Genomic DNA, 19874 nt, shown 5'->3' with positions numbered 1-19874 from the left:
GGTCAGCCTAGGGCAACGCGCTGCTTGAGGATCGCCAGAACGCGCTCGCACCAGCGCAGGTTCTCCTCCTCGAAGCTGATCCCGGCCATCAGCGTGAGATACGGCCCGACGCGCTCGGCGTCCCGGAGGTACTCCTCCTCGGTCCGGCCGCCGAGGAGTCGGTCCCGTACGCGCTCGTAGCGGTCCAGCTTGCCGCGCGACCACGACCTGCGCTCCTCGATCAGCTCGCGGGTGACGGCGGGGTCGGTGCCGTCCATGGCCTGGATCTTGATGAGGAGTTCGTCGCGGATGGCGGTGGGGCGCCGGGGCGGCTCGGCCGCGAAGGTGTCGAGGTCGCGGCGGCCGGCCCCGGTGAGCGTGAACATCCTTTTGTTGGGCCTGCGTTCCTGCTGTACGACCCGTGCCTCGATCAGTCCGTCCTGCGCGAGGCGCTCCAGCTCGCGGTAGAGCTGCTGCGGTGTCGCGGGCCAGAAGTTCGCCAGCGACACGTCGAACACCTTCGCCAGCTCGTAGCCCGAGGCCTCGCCTTCCAGGAGGGCCGCGAGGACCGCGTACTTGAGGGACATGTGGACACGCTAACAGCCGTTGATTAGTCTCATCCACACCTACTCAACTAATTGACTATGAGGTGAGCCGATGCGTGCGTTCCGTGAGGCGGTCGAGGCGCAGGACATGGACGCCGTCGAGGCGCTGCTGGCGCAGGACGTGGTCTTCACCAGCCCGGTCGTGTTCAAGCCGTACCCCGGGAAGGCGATCACCGCGGCGATCCTGCACGGGGTGGCGCGGGTCTTCGAGGACTTCCGGTACGTACGGGAGATCGGCGACCCGGACGGCAGCGACAGCGCGCTGATGTTCGCCGCGCGGGTCGGCGACCGCGAGCTGACCGGGTGCGACTTCATCCACGTCAACGAGGAGGGCCTGATCGACGAACTGACGGTCATGGTGCGGCCGTTGTCGGGGGCACAGGCCCTCCAGGCCGCCATGGGTGCGCAGTTCGAGCAGATCGCCAAGGAGGCGGAGGCGCGGCTCGCGTGAGGCCCGGTGCCTGAGCCCTGAGCGGCACGCGCCCCCGCCATCGCTCACGCCACGGTCAACGTGAGCGCACCCGTGTAGGTCTGGCCCGGAGTGATGGCCGTGGCCGTCCCGTCGACCGTCAGCGTGACTTTCTTGCCCCGGGGCGCCTTGACGGTCGCGTCGGCGGCGAGGGCGAGGCGGGTCAGGTACGAGGTGCCTGTGACCGTCCAGGTCGAGCCGCTGTTCAGCCGCACGATCGCGCCGTTGTTGACGGCGGCCTGGGTGGTGTTGGTGACGATGCCGAGCTCGTAGAAGGTCGACGCGTCGATGCTGGAGACGCGGTGCTTGGCCTTCGACGCGGAGATGATCCCCTCGACACTCGCGCTCTCGAAGGTGAGGACCATGTTCTTGCCGGTGCGCATGCCGTTGTAGAAGTCACCTTTCAAAGCTATGGAGTTGAAGGTGGCGGCACCGTCCGTAGCGTGCACGGCGGTCGGGTCGAAGGTCGCGTCCTTCGCCGGGTCGCCGGTCGGCTCGGTGTAGACGCCGATGTTCATCATCTTGCCGTTGACGTTGACCGAGCCCGGGTCGTCCAGCTCGATCATCTGGAGGATGATCCCGTCGCGCGGGTTGAGCCTGGCGCCCTGCGAGCCGTCGACGCTGATCGTGGTCTGCTGGCCCTTGTTGAGGAAGGTCGCCCGGTCGGAGTTGATCACCGTGCCGCCGTCGAGGGTGAGTTGGCCGGCGCCGAAGAACATGTAGCCGAAGTGCCCGGAGTCCACGACGGTGTTGCGCGCCGGGATCGACGCCAACTCGGCCTTGGACAGGCCGAGTTCCAGCTCGGTGTTGAGCGCGGCGACGGCCGCCTTGGTGCTGTCGCCGTAGTGCACGACCGCTGCCGGGCCCGCGATGATGGTCGCGTAGCTGCCGACGTCGAGCCGGGAGCCGAGCACCCGCACGGTCGCGTCGCCGATGGCGTAGGTGCCGTAGCCGTACTCCCCCGTGTTGCCGAAATGGCTGTTGATCGCGGTCAGTTTGAGCCCGCTGCCGCCCTCGACCGACAGGGCGCCCCAAGTCTCGGAGAACACGGTCGAGTTGAGGTAGGTGGCCCTGCTGTTCTTGCCGATGAGGTTGGTGGCGCGGACGTTGCCGTCGAGGCCGAGCATCCAGGGCACGGACTCCATGTACGGGGTTTCCACAGTGGCTTGGTAGTCGGCGGGCAGGACGCCGTTGCGGGCGCGGAGGACTGAGTCCTTGACGATGACGTTCGCGCCGTCGTTGGAGATGACGGCGGTGCGGACGACTCCCTTGTTGTCGATCCGGGCGCCGTCCACGACGAGCGTGGTCGCGGAACCGTCGCCGACGACCGCCGCGCCGTAGCCCGCGAAGTCGCAACGGCCGTTGCCGGTAAGGGAGATGGAGGGCCGGTCGAGGGTGTAGGTGGCGTCCTGGACGTACACGCCGTCGAAGCACTCGCCGGTCGAGTTGATCGACACGTTCTTCGCGTAGGCGTCGGTGAGCTTGCCGCCGAGGACGGCCGCGAGGACGGACTTGTCCTTGACCACGCCGTCGCCGTCGACGTAGACCGCCTGCCGGAAAGGGAAGGTGAGCGTCTCGTAGGTCACCTCGTTGGCCGCGGCGACGGTCAGGACTACGTCTCCCCGGTAGGTGCCGGCCTGGATCAGGGTGGCCGTTCCGCCGGTGGCGGTGAGGAGTTGGCCGGTCTCCACGCCGTCGACGGTCAGGGAGAGGCTGGAGCCGTCCGGGGCGGCGATCGCGCCTCCGTCGGCGATCGACAGCTCGCTCACGCGGGTGGTCGCGGAGACCGTGTACGTCTCACCGGATGCGACCGAGATCCGCGTGCCCGAAGTCTTCGTGGCCTTCGGGGACTTGAGGGCCGTCGGCGCGGCGGTGGCGGAGACCGCCGGCACCAGTACGGCTCCGGCCGTGGCGGTACCGGCGATCAGGACCGAGCGTCGGGTGATCAGCGTCATTGCTTGCCTTCCCAGGGATCGATGCGCCGTCGCGCAGTGTGACCGGCCGGCCGTCGAACGCGGGATGCGGACGGCCCGGCGGAGGCACCGAAGGTGCGCACGAGGGAGTGAAGCAGCCACGAGAACCAGGGAATAGGCAGGCGGCACACACATATGAGAGCCCGATGCCTCGGATCAGGCGGACCATTTCATGGCGGTCACACAGAGTCGTCATAGCGGGTGTGTCCCCCTACGCACGACGGCGAGGCGGGCGGCTCGTCAGCCGTCCACCTCGCCGTTCTCCGCACCCCGTTCGGCTACGACGGGGCGATCATCCCGGCCGACAGGTCGATGTCGGCCCCGCACAGGCCGGGCATCGCGAGCATCGCCACGAGCGCCTGAGCGACTTCGTGTTCCTCGACGAGCCGGCCGAGGGCGGCCCGGGAGGCGAAGTCGCGCTCGGCCTCGGCGACCGTGCAGCCGGTCAGCTCGGCGGTGAGCCGGAAGTTGCGGTCCATGCGCGGGCCCCGAACCGGGCCAGGGGAAAGGGAGTTGACCGCGATCCCCTGCGGGCCGACCTCCCCTGCAAGGGTCCGGGTCAGGCCGAGCAGCGCCATCTTGGAGGCGGTGTACGGGGTCCGGTTGAGCAGCGGGCGCTTGCCGCTGACCGAGGCGACGTTGACGATGTCACCGCGCCCGGCCGCGAGCATCGGCGGCAGAAAGGCGCGGCACATCAGATAGACGCCCCGGACGTTGGCGGCGAACACGTCGTCCCACTCGTCCGGCTCGATGTCGACCAACGGCCGTACGGGACCGCCGACTCCGGCGTTGTTGACGAGCAACGACACGTCCTCGTCGGCGAGTTGGTCGGCCAGGGCACTGACCGCCCGCGGGTCGGAGACATCGCAGGAGGCCGTACGAGCCTCTCCGCCGTCCTTCTCCACCAGTGCGGCCGCCTCCGCGAGCGCCGTCTCGTTACGCCCGACCAGGATCACCCGGACACCGGCGTCCGCGAGGGCGAGCGCGAAGGCGCGGCCCAGCGGTCCCCCGCCCCCGGTGACGAGTGCCGTACGGCCGTCCAGGGTCACGCGGTGTTCCAGGGCAGCTCGTCGCCCGCGGCCTTCGCCGCCCGTACGTCACCGGAACGCGCATGCCCCTCGAACAACTCCACGCGTGCCGCCCGCCCGCACAACCGGCCGAGCAGCACCTGGGAGTCGGTGTCGGTGACCTCCTGGTAGGTGACCGTCTTGAGGTACTTCCCCACCCACAAGCCGCCGGTATAGCGCGCGGCACCACGTGTGGGCAGCACATGGTTCGTGCCGATGACCTTGTCGCCGAACGACACACAGGTGCCCTCGCCGAGGAACAGGGCGCCGTACTGGGTCATCCGCTCCAGTGCGAGGCGCGGTTCGGCGGTCAGTACCTCGACGTGCTCGAAGGCGAACTCGTCGGCGAGGGCGTACAGCTCGTCGAGGGTGTCGACGACATGGACCTGGCCGTGGTCGCGCCAGGCGGGCGCGGCGAAGTCGCGGGTGGGCATGCCGGGCAGGAGGCGTTCCACCTCGTCGATCGTCTTCTCGGCGACCTCGCGGGAGGTGGTGATGAGGACGGCCGGGGAGTCGGGCCCGTGCTCGGCCTGCGAGAGCAGGTCTACGGCGCACACGAACGGGTCGGCCTCGTCGTCGGCCAGGACCAGGATCTCGGTCGGCCCGGCGAACAGGTCGATCCCGATCTCCCCGAACAACTGCCGCTTGGCCTCGGCGACATAGGCGTTGCCGGGCCCGGCGATCAGGTTGACGGGCCGCATCGTGTCGGTGCCGACGGACATGGCGGCCACCGCCTGCACCCCGCCGAGCAGCCAGATCTCGTCGGCGCCGGCGAGATGCATCGCGGCGACGGTGGCGGCCGGGATCTCCCCATGGATGGGCGGCGTACAGGCGACGACCCGGGGGACGCCCGCGACCTTGGCGGTGACGATGGTCATGTGGGCCGAGGCGGTGAGCGGGTAACGCCCGCCGGGAATGTACGCGCCCGCCGCCTGCACCGGGATGTGCTTCTGCCCGAGCCGCACACCCGGCAGGGTCTCCACCTCGAACTCCCGCAAGGAGTCCAGCTGGTGACGGGCGAAGGTGCGCACCTGGTCCTGGACGAAGCGGATGTCGTCGATGACCTGCTGCGGCACCGACGCGACGATCTTCTCGACCTCCTCGTCCGTCAGCCGGAAGGAGTCGGGGCTCCACTTGTCGAACTTCTCGGAGTAGGCGCGCACCGCCTCGTCACCGCGCGCACGGATGTCCGCGATGACGCCGGTCACGGTCTCGCGCACCTGGGCGAGCGAGGCGGTCACCTCCGACTTGGGCACGGCGTGCTTCAGGATCGTTGCCACAACTGCGGCCTCTCTCATGCGGGTTGGGTGTTCTGCTCAGACCGGCGGTGCTTCGAAGAGCACGTCGGGGTCGTTGAACTGCTCCTTGGCGACCGTCTCGCTCATCGGGTCGGCGGTACCCCACTGGTCCTGGGTGATCGGGTCGTCGACGTCATGGCGGCCCGGGTGCCACAAGTCCTCTTCGAGTACGGCGAGTTCGGTCGTGTACTCGACGGTGTTGCCGTGCGGGTCGTGGAAGTAAGAGAAGGTGTTGTCACCGGCGAGATGCCGTCCGGGCCCCCAGGTGAGCCGGGTCCCGGCACGCAACGCCCGCCCGGTGCCGCGCATGTACTCCTCCACCCCGCGCATCTCGAACGAGGCGTGGTGCAGGGAGACATGGGGGCCGCGCGCGATCGCGAAGGAGTGGTGGAGCGGGCTGCACCGCAGGAAGTACATGAGGTCGCCCATGTGCGCCGAGTACAGCGTGTCGGTGAGCTGGAACCCGAGGTGCTGGACGTAGAAGTCCCGCAGCCCTTCCGGGTCCTGGGAGTTGACCACGCAGTGCGAGAGCCGGACCGGGATCGCCTCACGTTCCTCGATCTTCCGGTGGGCGCGGGTCTCGACGTCCGCTGAGACCTCGACGACCCGCCCGTCCGGGTCGAAGAACCGGAAGCCGTAGCCACCGCCGGGGGTGTCCAACACGCCGGGCTCACCGATGAGTTGGATGCCGGCCCGCCCCAGCCGTCCGTGCAACTCGTCGACGGCGGCCGGTGATTCGGCGCCAAAGGCAACAAGGTCCATCCGCTTCCGCTCGTCCTCGCGGATGCGGACGATGTACTGCTCGGGGCTGCCCTCGGCGGCGAAGAAGGCGACACCGCTGTCGTTGGCCACCTCGGTCAGGCCCCACGTCGTGCCGTAGAAGGCGCGCTGGCGGGCGAAGTCCGGTACGGCCAGGTCGACATGGCGCAGATGGGTGATGGGCTGGAAGCTCATGCGTGGCTCCTGACGGTGTTGCGCTGGTGGCCCAGGCCGGTGATCTCGGACTCGACGACGTCGCCGGGCTTCAGGAAGACGCCCCAGTGCGCGCCGTTGCCGGCCGGGGAACCGGTGAGCAGCAGGTCGCCGGGGCGCAGGGTGGTGGTCGTGGAGATGTACGCGATGAGCCGGGGGATGTCGAAGATCATGTCCTTCGTCGACTCGTCCTGGCGGACAACTCCGTTGTGGCGCAGGGTGATCCGCAGGTCACCGGGGTCTCCGACGAAGGCGGCCGGTACCAGGAAGGGCCCGGTCGGCAGGAAGGTGTCCGCGTTCTTGGCGGTGAACCAGTCGGTACCGATCGCCTTGAGGTCGGGCCGGTAGAGCCGGTCGCGGGTGGTGAGGTCATTCGAGATCGTGTACCCGGCGACGTACTCCATCGCGTCCTCGGCCGCAATGTTCTTGCCCGACTTCCCGATGACCAGAGCGAGTTCGAGTTCCCAGTCGTGCTGTTCGCCGAGCGCGGGGAGCACGATGTCGTCGTAGGGACCGGAGAGGGCGCGCGGGGAGCCGAGGAAGACGTACGGCACTCCGTTGCGGGCGCGCTCGTCCATCATCGACTCGGCGTCGGCACGGGCCTCTTCGGGGGTGGCGCCGTGGACGCTCTCCTTCTCGGCGGCGACCAGATCGACCACGTGCTTGCGGTAGTTGGCGCCACTCTGGAGGATCTGGCCGGGCTCGATCGGGGTCAGGACGCGCAGCGCGGCCAGTTCGTGCCAGGTCCCCTCGGTGGACCGGGCCAGTTCGCCGAGCCGGGGCAGCCAGCTGTCCCACTCCTCGACGAGCGCCCGTATCGACGGCACGAGGTCGGAGAGGTCGCGCACGCGGTCGCCGGTGACCAGGCCGGGGAAGTCCGCCGCACCGGAGGCGAACGTGCCGAGCGCGAACGGTCCGGCGTGGGTGGGCAGTTGATCGGGCACGGCGCTCTCCTCGTACGGGTGGGGGCTCGCCGTCGACGCTAGGCAGCCTCGGGGCGCGGCGGAAATGGCGATCCGCGATGCCTGCCATCACCGGCCCGCCGGGCACGCGACCGCTCGTCCACCGGCGGCCCGCCGGACGGCTGAACTGCTGGTCCATCGCCGTACGGGATGCATGACGTCCCCCTTGCCGATGCCTCGATCCGTTGACCCCCGCGTCGGGCGCCACGCAGGCTCGGAGCACCCCACCACCCGAGGAGCGCACCGTGGTCGTCGAGCATGCCGAGCTGACCGTAGAGGCGGGCCGCGAGCGGGAGTTCGCGGAGGTGTTCGACAAGGCCCGCGAGGTGCTCGCCGAGGCCGACGGCTTCCGCTGGGCCGAGCTGCTGCGCGGTGCGGAGCGCCCGACGACCTTCCTGCTGCTGGTCGGCTGGGAGTCGGTCGAGGCGCACACGGTCGGCTTCCGGGAGTCCGAGGCCTTCGGGCGCTGGCGGGCGCTGGTCGGGCCGTTCTTCGCCGGGCCGCCGGCCGTCGAGCACTTCCACGAACTCGGCGCCCGCTTCCCGGGATGACCCCCACTCCTCTGTCTACGTTCGCAAGGATCGCCCATGCCCGTACAAAAGGTGCTCGTCGTCGGCGGCGGCATCACCGGAAGCGTGCTGTGTCTCGCGCTCGCCCAGCGGGGCGCCGAGGTGGAGCTCGCCGAGATCTCTCCGCAGTGGTTCGGTGTGGGCCATGGCATCACCCTTCAGGGCAACGCGCTCAAGGCGCTGCGTTCCGTGGGTGTCCTGGACCGGGTGCTGGCCCGGGCGGTGCCGTTCGACATCATGCGGCTGCGCCGCGCCGACGGCGGGCTGATCATCGAGTTGGACACCCCGCACACCGGCGGTCCCGAACTGCCGTCCACAGCAGGCGCGTTGCGCTCGGATCTGCAGGACGCCCTGTGCGACGCGGTCCGCGCGCACGGGGTGCGGGTCCGCCTCGGGCTGAGCGTGGACCGGCTCGACCAGACACCCGACCACGTGGACGTCACCTTCACGGACGGTACGACCGGCCGCTACGACCTCGTCGTGGGCGCCGACGGCATCAACTCGGCGATGCGCGCGCTGATCGGCATCGACGCCAAGCCCCGCCCCGTAGGTATGTCGATCTTCCGGGTCGTCGCCGACCGCCCGGCCGAGATGGACTGCGCCGAGGTGTACTACGGCGGCCCGCGCTTCAAGGCCGGCTACAGCCCGATCTCCCCCGACCAGTGCTACGCCTACCTCCTCGACGAGAACCTCGACACCACCCTGATCGGCCCCCGCGCGCCCCTCGCCCTGCTGCGCGAACGCGGCGCCGGGTACGGGGGCACCTGGGGCGGGATCCTCGCCTCGCTGCCCGACGACACGGCGGTCGACTACCGCTGGATCGAGGCGATCCTCGTCGACGAACCCTGGCACCGGGGCCGCGCACTGGTCATCGGCGACGCGGCGCACGCCTGTCCGCCGCTGATCGCGCAGGGCGCCGCGATGTGCATGGAAGACGCCGTGCTGCTCGCCGAGTTGGTGACGGGCGATGAGCCGACCGAGAAGGCCCTGGAGCAGTTCATGGCCCGGCGCCTCCCCCGCGTCCGGATGGTCCTGGAGAACTCCCTCCAGCTCGCCGACTGGGAGATCCACCCGGACACCCCCGGCGCCGACCCGGCCCGCATCATGTCGGAGACCCTGGGCAACCTGACGGCGGCGGCGTGACCGGCTCACCCGTCGTCGACTTCCACGGCCACCTCGCCGTCCCCGCCGCCGACGCCCTGGTCGCGGGCACCCCGGGTCTCGCCGCCGAACTCGCGGCCGAGCAGCGCGCCCACTCCCCCGCGTCCCTGGCCGCCAACCGCGCCCAACTCCAGCGCCTGGGGCCCAAGTTGACGGACGTCAGCACGCGCCTCGCGGACCTCGACGCGATGGGCGTCGACATCCAGGTGGTCGGCCCGATGCCGATGCACCACTACTGGGCGGACCCCGACCTCGCGATCCATCTCGCCCGCACGGTCAACGCGGCCGTGGCCGCCCACTGCGCGACCGCACCCGACCGCCTGTACGGCCTGGGCACCGTCCCGCTCCAACACCCGGACCTCGCGGTCGCGTTGCTCGACCAGGCGGTCAACGACCATGGCCTGTACGGCATCAGCGTGTCCACGACGGTCGACGGCCGCGAACTGGCCGACCATGCGCACGACGTGGTGTGGCAGCGGGCGGAGGAGCTGGGCGCGGTCGTCTTCGTGCACCCCTGGGGCTGCTCCCTCGGTGCACGCCTGGCCACCAACTACCTGGGAAACACGGTCGGTCAGCCGGTGGAGACGACGGTCGCGCTCTCGCATCTCATCTTCACCGGTGTCCTCGACCGCTTCACCCGCCTCAAGTTGGTGGCGGCGCACGGCGGCGGCTATCTGCCGACGTACATCGGCCGCTCCGACCACGCCTGGCAAGTGCGGGAAGACGCGCGCGGTTGCTTGGAGCCGCCGAGCGCCTATCTGCGCCGGATGTGGTTCGACGCCCTCGTCTACACCCCGGGAGCGCTGCGTCACCTCGTCGAGGCGGTGGGTGCGGACCGGGTCGTCCTCGGTACGGACCACCCCTTCGACATGGGCGTCGACGACCCGGTGGCCCGCCTGGACGCGGCCGGGCTCGCTCCGGCCGACCGGGCCGCCGTCGCCGGGGGCAACGCCCTCGACCTGCTGCTGAAAGGACGTACGCGATGACCGCCGGTGCCCTCGGTCCGATCGAGGAAGAACTCGCCAAGGCCCGTGCCGCCTACCGCAATTGGGGCCGCTGGGGTGAGGACGACGTGCTCGGCACGCTGAACTTCATCGACGACGCGATCCGCGCCCACGCGGTGGGCCTGGTGCGTCGCGGGCGGTCCTTCTCGCTCGCCCAGGAGTTCAACGAGTCGGGCCCGCAGCGCGGTTTCCGCGGCCGGATCAACCCGCTCCACTACATGCGGGACACCGGCTCAGACGCGGCGGCCGGCACCCAGGGTTTCCCGCACGGTTTCGGCGGCGCCGACGACCACGTCCTGATGCCTTTGCAGGCCTCCACGCAGTGGGACGGCCTGGGCCACATCTACGACAACAAGCAGGCGTGGAACGGCCGTCCGTGCACCATCGTCAACGGCGACGGCGACTCGGTCACCGGCATCGAGCACATGAAGGAGGCCTTCACCAGCCGTGGGGTCCTCCTGGACGTGGGCCGTGCGGTCGGCGACGAGCACGGTGAACTCCCGGACGGATTCCCCATCTTGGAGGAGCATCTGCGGTCCACGGTCGAGGCACAGGGCGCGACCAGTTCCGTACGGCGCGGAGACCTGGTCCTGATCCGCACCGGCCAACTCGGCCGCGTACGGCGGCTCGGCGCCTGGGGCGGTTACGCCGCCGGTGACGCGCCCGGCCTCTCCTTCACCACCCTCGGCTGGCTGCACCGTACGGAGATCGCGGCGATCGCCTCCGACACCTGGGGACTTGAGGTACGGCCCTACGAGTTCCCGCAGCCCGCGATGTCCCCGCTGCACCAGATAGCGATCCCCAACATGGGCCTCCCGCTGGGCGAGATGTGGGACCTGGAGGCACTGGCCGAGGACTGCGCGGCCGACGGCGTCTTCGAGTTCCTGCTGGTCGCCGCGCCGCTGCCGGTGACCGGCGCGGTGGGTGCCCCCGTCAACCCGATCGCGATCAAGTGAGCCCGCCTGTGAACCTGAACCGCTTCTCCGGCACCCTCCACCTCCCCGACGACGAGGACTTCGAGACGGCGTGCTTCGGCCGGGTCTTCAACGCCCGCCGTCCGACCGACCGTTCACCAGCCGCCGTGCTGATGGCCGAGTCCGAACAGGACGTGGTGGAGGGAGTACGGCTCGCCCTCGAACGCGGCTGGCAGGTCGCCGTCCGTTCCGGCGGGCACAGTTGGGCCGCCTGGTCGGTGCGTCAGGACGCGCTGCTGATCGACCTCGGGGGCTTCCGCGAGATGGCGTACGACCCGGGGACCGGGATCGTGACGGCGACCCCCAGCGTGAAGGGCGGCGACGAACTCAACCCGTATCTCGGCGAGTTCGGGCGCTTCTTCAACGGCGGACACTGCCCCTCCGTAGGCATCGGCGGGTTTCTGCTCCAGGGCGGGCAGGGCTGGAACGCGCGCGGCTGGGGCTGGGCGGCGGAGAACATCGTGGCGATCGATGTCGTCACCGCCGAGGGCGAGTTGGTGCGGGCCGACGAGACCCGGCACAGCGATCTGTTCTGGGCGGCACGCGGCGCGGGCCCGGGTTTCTTCGGCATCGTCACCCGCTTCCATCTGCGCACGCGCCCACTGCCGACATACCTGGGCCACACCGTGCACGCCTACCCACTCGCCCTGTTCGACGAGGTCATGACCTGGCTGCACGGCATGCACCACACCGTCTCCGACCTGGTGGAGATCGTCGCGCTCACCCAGACCCCGCCCGACCTGGACGAACCGGTGCTGCTGGTCACAGGCGTGTCGATGACCAACACCGCGGACGAAGCCGTCGAGGCGCTGGCACCGCTGCACGCCAACCCGTACGCGGACCGGGCACTGTTCCGCGTGGAGGCCCAACAGACCACGTTCGCCGAGCAGTTGGCGGGTCAGCGCATCGCCAACCCCGAGGGCCACCGCTACCTGGTCGACAACGCCTGGCTGACCGGCCCCGCCGACGAGGTCGTCCCGGCGATCCGCAAGGCCTTCACCGAGCAGCCCACCCGGCAGACCTTCACCATCTGGTTCTCCATGGCCCCGCTGCGCCAACTCCCCGACATGGCCTTCTCGTTGCAGTCGGAGATCTACTGCGCCACGTACGTCATCCACGACGATCCGGCACGGGACGCGGAGTTGCGGACCTGGCTGGACGGGGCGATGGCGGACATGGAGCCGGTGACCGTCGGCCAGTACCTCGGCGACTCCGACTTCACCGTGCGGCAGTTGAGGTTCATGGGCGACGAACAGTGGCGGCGGCTGCGGGAGATCCGGGCCGCGTACGACCCCAAGGGTCTCTTCGCCGGCCACCTCAGCACGGGGACCGTCACCAACACCAACCACTGGGAGCAGTGAGCGATGCGTTTCGCGACATACGAGTACGAGGGCGGGGAGCGCGCCGGGGTCGTCCGGGACGGGTCGATCCATCCGCTGCCCGAGGGGATCACCGTACTGACCCTGCTGGAACAGGACGTGCTGCACGCGGCCGGTACCGAAGCACTGCGCACACCAAGCGACTTGACGGTGGATCAGGTGCGGCTGCTGCCTCCCCTCAAGCCGCCGTCCATCCGGGACTTCGTCGGGTTCGAGGCGCACATCGAGGGGGTCTCGAAGTCCCTCGACGGGCTGGAGCACGTGCCCGAGGAGTGGTACCGGGCGCCCAACTTCTACTTCACCAACCCCCATGCGGCGTACGGCGCGCACGACGACGTGCCGGTCCCGGCGGGGTGTTCGGTGCTGGACTTCGAGTTGGAGGTCGGTGTCGTCATCGGCCGCAGCGGGCGTGACCTCACGCCGGAGCAGGCGCGCGAGCACATCGTCGGCTATCTGGTCTTCAACGACTGGTCGGCGCGCGATCTGCAGAAGCCGGAGAAGAACCTCGGGCTCGGCTTCTCCAAGGGCAAGGACTTCGCGAACACACTCGGCCCCTGCCTGGTCACCGCCGACGAGGTCGAGGACCGACGCGACCCGGACGGCTTCCTGGACCTGGAGATGACGGCCACCCTCAACGGTGAGCTGATCGGCCGCGACACCCTCGCCAACGTGTCCTGGACCTTCGAGGAGATGATCGCCTACGCCTCCCGGGACGCCTGGGTGCGCCCCGGGGACATCCTCGGCTCGGGCACCTGCGGCTGGGGCGCGCTGGCGGAGTTCTGGGGCCGGGTCGGCGAGCGCACCCCGCCGCCGCTCCGGCCCGGGGACGAGGTGACACTCTCCGTGGAGCGCCTCGGCACCCTCTCCAACCGTGTCGTGCCCGGCCGTACGGACGTGTACCTGCCGCGCGCCCGCAAGCGCGGCCGGACCCCACGGCCGTAGAAGCGCCGGAAAACCCCACGACCTGCAGACATCCAGGGATCCGATGGCAGCTATCGGATCCCTGTGACTTGTCCCCCGGCCCCTTCCTCGGCGGGAGACCGCTCGTTACGCTCCGGTTCCACCGAGCTTCAACGACGCGGCCGGAAGGACACACGCATGGGTCTGGGAGCAATCGACCTGAATCTTCTGGTGGCGCTGGAAGCCCTCCTGGAGGAGAAGAACGTCACCCACGCGGGGGTGCGGCTGTCCACCAGCCAGTCCGCGATGAGCGGCTCCCTGGCCCGGTTGCGGCGGCACTTCAACGACGAGTTGCTGGTGCGGGTGGGCCGCGAGTACGAACTGACCCCGCTCGCGGAGCGGCTGCTTCCGGTCGTCCAGTCCTCGCTGCACAAGGCGGAGGAGGCGCTGTCGCTGACCAGGCACTTCGATCCGTCGCGCAGTCGGCAGCGGTTCTCGGTCGTGATGTCGGACTACGTCATGACGGTGTTCATGGAACCGCTGCTGCGGGCCCTGGCGCAGGAGGCCCCGGGCATCCGGATCGACTTCCACCCCATCGTCATCGGGCAGTTGGAGACGGAGACGCATCTCCGCTGCCACGACCTGATGATCGTGCCGCTCGGCTATCAGCTGCCGGGCGTCAGCGAGACCGTGATGCACGACCGGTTCGTGTGCATCGTCGACCCGGACAACCCTCGGCTGGTGGACGGGCGGCTCTCGCTGCGCGACCTCGCGGAGATGCCCCACGCGGCGTGCGTCATCGGCAAACTCACGCCCGCCGACCGGCAGTTGGAGACCCTCGGCATCACACCCCGGGTGCAGGTCAGCACGCCCGGCTTCAACGTGCTGCCGTTCCTGGTGGGCGGCACCGACCTGGTCGCCGTGGTCCCCGAGCGGCTCGCCCGGCGCTACGAGGGCTTCGCGCGCTGTGCCGTCGTACCGACGCCCTTCCCGGACGTACCGCTGGTGGAGGCCATGTACTGGCACCACAACCGGCACGCGGACCCGGCGCACCGATGGCTGCGGGAGACGGTCCGCGAGGTGGCCGCGTCGCTGGACGACCCGGTCGTGCGCGAGATCGCCGGCGTGGATGCCACCCATGCCGATCGTGCGTTTCCGGAGCTGACCCCGGCTTCCTAGCGTGGACGGGACACAGCCCGCACCCCCTGGAGGAACCGTGAGCCGCACGCGTCTGGCCGGTCGTACCGTCGTCGTCACCGGGGCCGCGCAGGGCCAGGGAGCCGCCGAGGTCGCGGCCACCGCCCGGGAGGGCGCGACGGTGATCGCGACCGACGTCCTGGACGAGGCGGGCGAGAAGCTCGCCGCGTCCCTGCGCGCAGACGGCCTGGACGTGCGCTACCGGCACCTGGACGTGTCGTCTCCGGACGACTGGGCGGGGCTGGCGGCTTCACTCACCGAGGTGCACGGGCTCGTCAACAACGCCGGCATCGCCGTGCGTGCCCGCCTCGGATCGGTCGAACTCGCCGACTGGAACCGGGCGTTCGCGGTCAACACGACCGGCGCGCTGCTCGGCATCCAAACCCTCACCCCGCTCATGTCTGCCGGTTCGTCCATCGTGAACGTCGGCTCGGTCGCGGGCCTCACCGCGCATCACGCGGTCGCGTACACGGCCAGCAAGTGGGCGCTGCGCGGGCTGTCGAAGGTGGCCGCGCTGGAGCTGGCGCCGCGCGGCATCCGCACGAACGTGATCCACCCCGGCTACATCGAGACCCCGCTGATGGCCTCCGCCAACCCGGTCTTCGTCCAGGCCCATCTCTCGCTGACCCCGCAGGGCCGGGCGGGCACGGTCGACGAGGTGGCGCCGCTGGTCGTCTATCTGCTGTCCGACGAGGCGTCGTACGTCAACGGCGCGGAGATCACCGTCGACGGCGGGTACGCGGCGCACGGCGGGGTGAAGGCGATCACGAACGCCCTCGACGCCACGTGACGGCCGGCGCCCTGGGCGGCACCGGCCGTCGTGGGTGAGGAGCGAGGGGCTACTGATCGGTGCGGTCGGTGCGAAAGTTGGCGGTCAGCCGGTTGATGCTCTTGACCGCGAGTTCGGCGAAGTTCGAGCGGGCGACGATGGCGGTCGTCTCGCCGTGCCGTCGGACGCTGCGCAGGTCGCGCTGGACCTGGCGCGAGAGCTGGTGGAGTTCGCGCTGGGCGGTGGCGAGCCGCTGCTCGGCGGCGCTCCGGGCCTGCCGGTGCTCCCGTCGGGTGCGGGGAGTGCCGGTGCTGTCGGAGGAAGTCTCTGTGGGCATGTCGGTGCTCGCTTCCGTGGTGGGGGGTCGCGTCGCCGCGAGGGGGCGGACGCCGACGGTGTCCAAATAGGCTTCTACGGCGGGGAGTTCGGCGGTGTCGACCACGGCCGCGACGTATCCGTCCGGGCGGACGAGCACCCACTGCTCGGCGGACAGTCCGTAGGCGTTCTGGACGCGGTCGCCGCTGTCGATGATGTCGCCCCGGGTGCCGATGGTGTGGATGTGCAGGCCGGGGCGCGGTGTTGGGGCCGAGGCCTCGTCGACGTCGTGGCCGAGGAGGGTCCAGTGCGGCCCTTGGAACAGGCTGAACAGGCGGGTGGGGAGGCCGCCCGCGCCGGTCACGGGCGAGTCGGGCGCGCGGTCGCCGGCCAGTACGCCCTTGTCGCGCGCCGAAGTGTGCAGCGACAGGGGCGAGTTCAGGTAGCCGAGGTCGAGCTGGCTGACCTCGCGGCCCCGGTGGATGTCACGGTTCTTGGCCGCTTCGAGCAGCTTCTCGGACAGACCGAGGACGGCTTCGGCGATGGGCCGGCGTTCCTGCTCGTACGTCTCCAGCAAGGAATCCGGGGCGCCGCCGAGCACGGCGGCGAGCTTCCAGCCCAGGTTGTAGGCGTCCTGGACACTGGTGTTGAGGCCCTGTCCACCGGTCGGCGGGTGGCAGTGCGCCGCGTCCCCGGTCAGGAACACGCGCCCCTGCCGGTAGGTGTCGGCGAGCCGGGCGTTCATCTGGAACGCGGACGCCCAGGACACGGAGCGGATCACGACGTCGTCGCGGCCGGTGCGTTCACGGAAGAATGCGGTGAGCCCCTCGGCCGAGAGGTCCAGGTCGACGTCGAAGGGTACGGGGGCCTGGAGTTGGAACATGTCGGTGCCGTACAGCGGGCACATCGACACCTGTCCGGCGGTGTCCTCGCCCCAGCGGTGCCAGGCGTCCGTCGAGACGCCGTCCACGTACACGTCGGCCACGATCGCCCGCACGCCGAGGGTCTTGCCGGGGAAGCCGATCCCGAGCGCCTTGCGGACGAAGCTCGATCCGCCGTCGGCACCGATCAAGTACCTTGCGCGTACGGCCTGTTCGCCGTCCGGGGTGGCGATGCGCGCGGTCACGCCGTCGCCGTCCTGGTCGAAGCCGACGAGTTCGTGGCCGTAGTGCGGGGCGTGACCCAGCTCGGCGAGGCGTTCGCGCAGCCGGCGCTCGGTGAGGAACTGCGGGACGAGCAGGGGTATTTGGTACGGCTCCTCGGGCGTCGGCTCCGACATCTCCACGCCGACCTGGTCGATGGGCCCGTCGGCGGTGTAGACGCGCTGGACGGGATACTCACCGCCGGAGGCGACGATCCGGTCGATCACCCCAAGGTCCTCGAACACCTCTTGGCTGCGGGGCTGGATGCCCTTGCCGCGCGAACCGACGAACGACTGCGGCGCCTTGTCGATCAGCAGGAAGGCGATGTTCCTGCGGGCGAGGTCGAGGGCGAGGGTCAGACCGGCGGCGCCGGTGCCGCAGATGATGACGTCGGTGTCTGTGGTGGGGGACATGGATTCGAGCTCCTTGGATAATTCCCGGACGAACTGCACGACGGTCGGGGCGAGTTCAGGACACGAGGACGGTGCGTACGCCCGGGACCTCGGGCGCGTTCCAGGCGCCCTCGACCTCGGAGAGGGGTACCGCCTGCGCGGTGACCGCGATGCCGCCGCTCTCGATCTCCTCGACCAGGGACGGGAGTTCCTCCAGGTACGTCCTGGTCGAGACGGCACCCTGGCCGTTGCCCTGGAGGCGGAAGTTCGCCGAACGCAGTGCCACTGACGGGAGTTCGATGGTCGGGCCCGCCATGGCGCCGATCTGGATCCAGTTCAGGGCGCGGCTCCGGTCGGCGCGGGCCCGCAGCAGCGCCATGATCGCGTCACCGGCCGGCTTGCCCCACAAGTAGTCGATGACCAGGTCGACTTCGGCGGCCTCCTTGGCCAGCTCTGTCGCGGTGGCCTCGGCGTCGTCGGTGAGCGCGACGGTCGCGTCCGCGCCGAGCCCCGCGAGGGTGGCCAGCCGGGCCTGGTCGCGTCCGGCACCGACGACCCGCCCGGCGCCGAGCCGCTTGGCGACCTGCACGGCCATCTGTCCGGCGTTGCCGGTGGCGCCGAGGATCAGCACCGACTGCCCGGCCTCGATGGGGACGCGGCGGCGCAGCGCGACCCAGGACGACATGGCCGGGTTCATCGCGGCGGCGATCTTCACGACGTCCGCGCCGTCGGGGAGCGGGATGCTGTGCCGGCTGTCGATGACGGTGCGGGTGGCCATCGGGCCGACCAGTTCGTCGTCGGCGACGAAGTACACCAGGCGCCCGTCCGCACGGCGGCCGACCCCGTCGACGCCTGGGACCAGCGGCAGCTTGCCGGTGCTGGTGTAGTGGTTGCCCGACGCGCCGGTGCGGACTCGGGGGTGCAGGCCCACGGCGAGGACGTCGACGATCTCCTGGTCCTCGTCGGTCGGCGCGGGCAGGTCGAAGGGCTCGTAGCGGGGCGGGGTGCCGAACGAGCTGACGACGGCGGCGTTGATGTCCATGAAAGGACTCCTCGGATCGGATCCAGGGCACAGGGCGCGAGGGGATTAGTGGGCGCCACGAACGTTTTAGTACGTGACACCAATCAAATTAGTAGGTGCCACGTACCTTTGCAAGTAGAATCCGGGACATGACCTCAGCGCACGACACCCCGCCCCCGCCGATCGAGGACCTCGGCCTGGTCGACGCCCTCGCCCAGTTGTCGTTCCTGGTGCAGAACGCGCTGGCCGAACTCGCCGGGGAGCACGACCTCTCGGTCACCCAGACTCGGCTGCTCGGGATACTGCGGGACCGCGAACCGACGATGAACGAACTCGGCCGCCACCTCGGCCTCGACAAGTCCTCGATCACCGGCCTCGTCGACCGCGCCCAGCGCCGGGGCCTGGTCACCCGTACGCCCAGCACCGTCGACCGGCGTTCGTTCCAGGTGTCGATCACCGACACCGGGCGGCAGCTCGTGGAGCAGGTCGCCGCTCAGTTCGCCGAGCGGATCGAGCGGTGTGTCGAGCCGCTTCCCGGAACCGACCGGAAGCGGCTGTCGCGCATGGCGACGCGGATCGTGACCGCCGACGCCCACGTCCGGGGCATCGACCTGCGCACCGATCCCCGCTGACCGGACTCCGTCAGGCGGAGCCGCGCGGCACGGTCACCACGTGCTTGCCCACGACGCCGCCGCGCTCGAACGCCTGGTGCGCCGCGGCGATGTCCGCGAGCGGGTAGACACTGTCGATCACCGGGCGCAGCGCGCCCGAGGTGACACGGTCGGCCACATCGCGCAGCACGGGGGTCTCGGGGTTGGCGCTGAAGGTGCGGATGCGGCGGGAGCCGTGCACGCTCGACGCGGCGATCGCGGCGATGGCGGACGGGGACAGTCCGACGGTGACCATCCGGCCGCCCTTGGCCAACCGGCCGCGGTAGCAGTGCAGTTCGGTGCCGACGGTGTCGACGATGACGTCGAACGGCCCGATCTGGTCCGACGTGGTGGAGCCGTAGTCCAGCACCTCGTCGGCACCGAGGTCGGTGAGGATCTTGGCGTGGCGGTCGCGGGCCAGCGCGGTCACATGGCCGCCCATCGCGTGCGCCAACTGCACGGCGGCCGTGCCGACTCCGCCGGCCGCGCCCCGGACCAGGACCTTCTCGCCGCTCACCAGGCGCACGCTGTCGCGCAGCGCGATCAGCGCCGTGGACCCCGCGACGACCAGGGCGGCCGCCTCGACCGAGGAGAGGTCGGCAGGGGCGTGCGAGATCCGCTCCGCGGAGACCACGACATACTCGGCCGCCCCGGCGACGGAGTGCTTCTGCCGGGGATGGACCATGCCCCACACCCGGTCCCCGACCCGGTAACCCTCGACGCCGGCGCCGGTCGCGGCGACGACGCCGGCGAAGTCCAGCCCCACGCCGATCGGGAAGCGGCGCCCCGACACCATCTTCAACTCCCCCGACCGGACGATCACATCGTGCCCGTTCACGCTGGAGGCCTCGACCGACACCAGCACCTCACCCGAGCCAGGAGCGGGACGATCCACTTCATTGACCCGCAGAACGTCCGCAGTACCGAAACTCGTGATCTGAACGGCCTTCATGGCGCTGTCCTTCCGTGGCCCGCTGTGTGATTGATCCGATCGTGGACCCCGCACGCGACATCACGGTCGTTCTCCTTTTCCTGGGTCTGGCAGACCCACCCTCGCGCGCCGCACCGACGGCATA

The 19874-nt window shown here is 70.2% G+C and carries 19 protein-coding genes; 10 read left to right on the top strand and 9 right to left on the bottom strand.

The annotated features are described in order from the left end of the window. Nucleotides 1-2: 2 nt before the first annotated feature. Nucleotides 3-566 (bottom strand): PadR family transcriptional regulator, encoded by a 564-nt coding sequence (locus tag OO69_RS02565; protein WP_033278644.1) that lies wholly within the window; start codon nucleotides 564-566, stop codon nucleotides 3-5. 70 nt (nucleotides 567-636) lie between these two features. On the opposite strand from OO69_RS02565, the gene OO69_RS02560 reads away from it, so the two are divergent. Then, on the top strand, nucleotides 637-1035 hold the full coding sequence (locus OO69_RS02560) for a nuclear transport factor 2 family protein (protein WP_033278643.1): 399 nt from the start codon (nucleotides 637-639) through the stop codon (nucleotides 1033-1035). A 44-nt stretch (nucleotides 1036-1079) separates the two neighbouring features. Here OO69_RS02560 and OO69_RS02555 read toward each other — a convergent pair whose 3' ends face one another. From OO69_RS02555 to OO69_RS02535, 5 genes are all read right to left on the bottom strand, one after another. Further along, nucleotides 1080-3008 (bottom strand): hypothetical protein, encoded by a 1929-nt coding sequence (locus OO69_RS02555; RefSeq protein WP_033278642.1) that lies wholly within the window; start codon nucleotides 3006-3008, stop codon nucleotides 1080-1082. A gap of 296 nt (nucleotides 3009-3304) precedes the next feature. Further along, nucleotides 3305-4075, bottom strand: a complete 771-nt coding sequence (locus OO69_RS02550) for an SDR family NAD(P)-dependent oxidoreductase (protein ID WP_033278641.1) — start codon at nucleotides 4073-4075, stop codon at nucleotides 3305-3307. Further along, entirely contained in the window at nucleotides 4072-5391 is a 1320-nt protein-coding gene (gene hisD / locus OO69_RS02545) for a histidinol dehydrogenase (RefSeq protein ID WP_234444311.1), read from the bottom strand. The genes OO69_RS02550 and hisD overlap by 4 nt, the downstream gene beginning before the upstream one ends. Before the next feature lie 18 nt (nucleotides 5392-5409). Then, nucleotides 5410-6345 (bottom strand): VOC family protein, encoded by a 936-nt coding sequence (locus OO69_RS02540; protein ID WP_033278639.1) that lies wholly within the window; start codon nucleotides 6343-6345, stop codon nucleotides 5410-5412. After that, complete coding sequence (locus tag OO69_RS02535) at nucleotides 6342-7307, bottom strand: fumarylacetoacetate hydrolase family protein (RefSeq protein ID WP_033278638.1); 966 nt, start codon at nucleotides 7305-7307, stop codon at nucleotides 6342-6344. Before OO69_RS02535 ends, OO69_RS02540 begins: the two co-directional genes overlap by 4 nt. A 263-nt stretch (nucleotides 7308-7570) precedes the next feature. Between OO69_RS02535 and OO69_RS02530 the strand changes: the two genes are divergently transcribed. From OO69_RS02530 to OO69_RS02495, 8 genes are all read left to right on the top strand, one after another. Then, nucleotides 7571-7876 carry an antibiotic biosynthesis monooxygenase family protein gene (locus tag OO69_RS02530; RefSeq protein ID WP_033278637.1) on the top strand — a complete coding sequence of 102 codons (306 nt, stop codon included), beginning with the start codon at nucleotides 7571-7573 and terminating at the stop codon, nucleotides 7874-7876. A 36-nt stretch (nucleotides 7877-7912) separates the two neighbouring features. Next, complete coding sequence (locus OO69_RS02525) at nucleotides 7913-9037, top strand: FAD-dependent monooxygenase (RefSeq protein WP_033278636.1); 1125 nt, start codon at nucleotides 7913-7915, stop codon at nucleotides 9035-9037. Beyond that, nucleotides 9034-10041, top strand: coding sequence for an amidohydrolase family protein (locus OO69_RS02520; RefSeq protein WP_033278635.1), 1008 nt, complete (start codon nucleotides 9034-9036; stop codon nucleotides 10039-10041). The genes OO69_RS02525 and OO69_RS02520 overlap by 4 nt, the downstream gene beginning before the upstream one ends. Continuing rightward, nucleotides 10038-11015: a cyclase family protein gene (locus OO69_RS02515; RefSeq protein ID WP_033278634.1), complete on the top strand. Its 978-nt coding sequence runs from the start codon at nucleotides 10038-10040 to the stop codon at nucleotides 11013-11015. Before OO69_RS02520 ends, OO69_RS02515 begins: the two co-directional genes overlap by 4 nt. Nucleotides 11016-11023: 8 nt before the next feature. Further along, nucleotides 11024-12394, top strand: coding sequence for an FAD-binding oxidoreductase (locus OO69_RS02510; RefSeq protein WP_033278633.1), 1371 nt, complete (start codon nucleotides 11024-11026; stop codon nucleotides 12392-12394). 3 nt (nucleotides 12395-12397) lie between these two features. Continuing rightward, a complete protein-coding gene (locus OO69_RS02505; RefSeq protein WP_033278632.1) occupies nucleotides 12398-13354 on the top strand; it encodes a fumarylacetoacetate hydrolase family protein in 957 nt (318 codons plus the stop codon). 156 nt (nucleotides 13355-13510) lie between these two features. Further along, nucleotides 13511-14491 (top strand): LysR family transcriptional regulator, encoded by a 981-nt coding sequence (locus OO69_RS02500; protein ID WP_033278631.1) that lies wholly within the window; start codon nucleotides 13511-13513, stop codon nucleotides 14489-14491. A gap of 37 nt (nucleotides 14492-14528) precedes the next feature. After that, nucleotides 14529-15299, top strand: coding sequence for an SDR family NAD(P)-dependent oxidoreductase (locus OO69_RS02495; protein ID WP_033278630.1), 771 nt, complete (start codon nucleotides 14529-14531; stop codon nucleotides 15297-15299). Between the two features lie 49 nt (nucleotides 15300-15348). Here OO69_RS02495 and OO69_RS02490 read toward each other — a convergent pair whose 3' ends face one another. Together OO69_RS02490 and OO69_RS02485 are read right to left on the bottom strand one after the other, a co-directional pair. Continuing rightward, entirely contained in the window at nucleotides 15349-17148 is a 1800-nt protein-coding gene (locus tag OO69_RS02490) for an FAD-dependent oxidoreductase (protein WP_033278629.1), read from the bottom strand. Between the two features lie 55 nt (nucleotides 17149-17203). Continuing rightward, complete coding sequence (locus OO69_RS02485; RefSeq protein WP_078652263.1) at nucleotides 17204-18169, bottom strand: quinone oxidoreductase family protein; 966 nt, start codon at nucleotides 18167-18169, stop codon at nucleotides 17204-17206. Nucleotides 18170-18297: 128 nt separating this feature from the next. On the opposite strand from OO69_RS02485, the gene OO69_RS02480 reads away from it, so the two are divergent. Beyond that, the gene (locus OO69_RS02480) at nucleotides 18298-18780 is read left to right on the top strand and encodes a MarR family winged helix-turn-helix transcriptional regulator (protein ID WP_033278628.1); all 483 of its coding nucleotides are present in this window, start codon (nucleotides 18298-18300) and stop codon (nucleotides 18778-18780) included. A gap of 10 nt (nucleotides 18781-18790) precedes the next feature. Here OO69_RS02480 and OO69_RS02475 read toward each other — a convergent pair whose 3' ends face one another. Continuing rightward, nucleotides 18791-19750, bottom strand: coding sequence for an NADP-dependent oxidoreductase (locus OO69_RS02475; protein ID WP_033278627.1), 960 nt, complete (start codon nucleotides 19748-19750; stop codon nucleotides 18791-18793). Between the last annotated feature and the right edge of the window lie 124 nt (nucleotides 19751-19874).

Source organism: Streptomyces sp. NRRL F-525 (assembly GCF_000716605.1).
Taxonomy (GTDB): Bacteria; Actinomycetota; Actinomycetes; order Streptomycetales; family Streptomycetaceae; genus Streptomyces.
The sequence above is the reverse complement of the archived record's forward strand: the minus strand, read 5'-3'. Positions and strand labels throughout refer to the sequence as shown.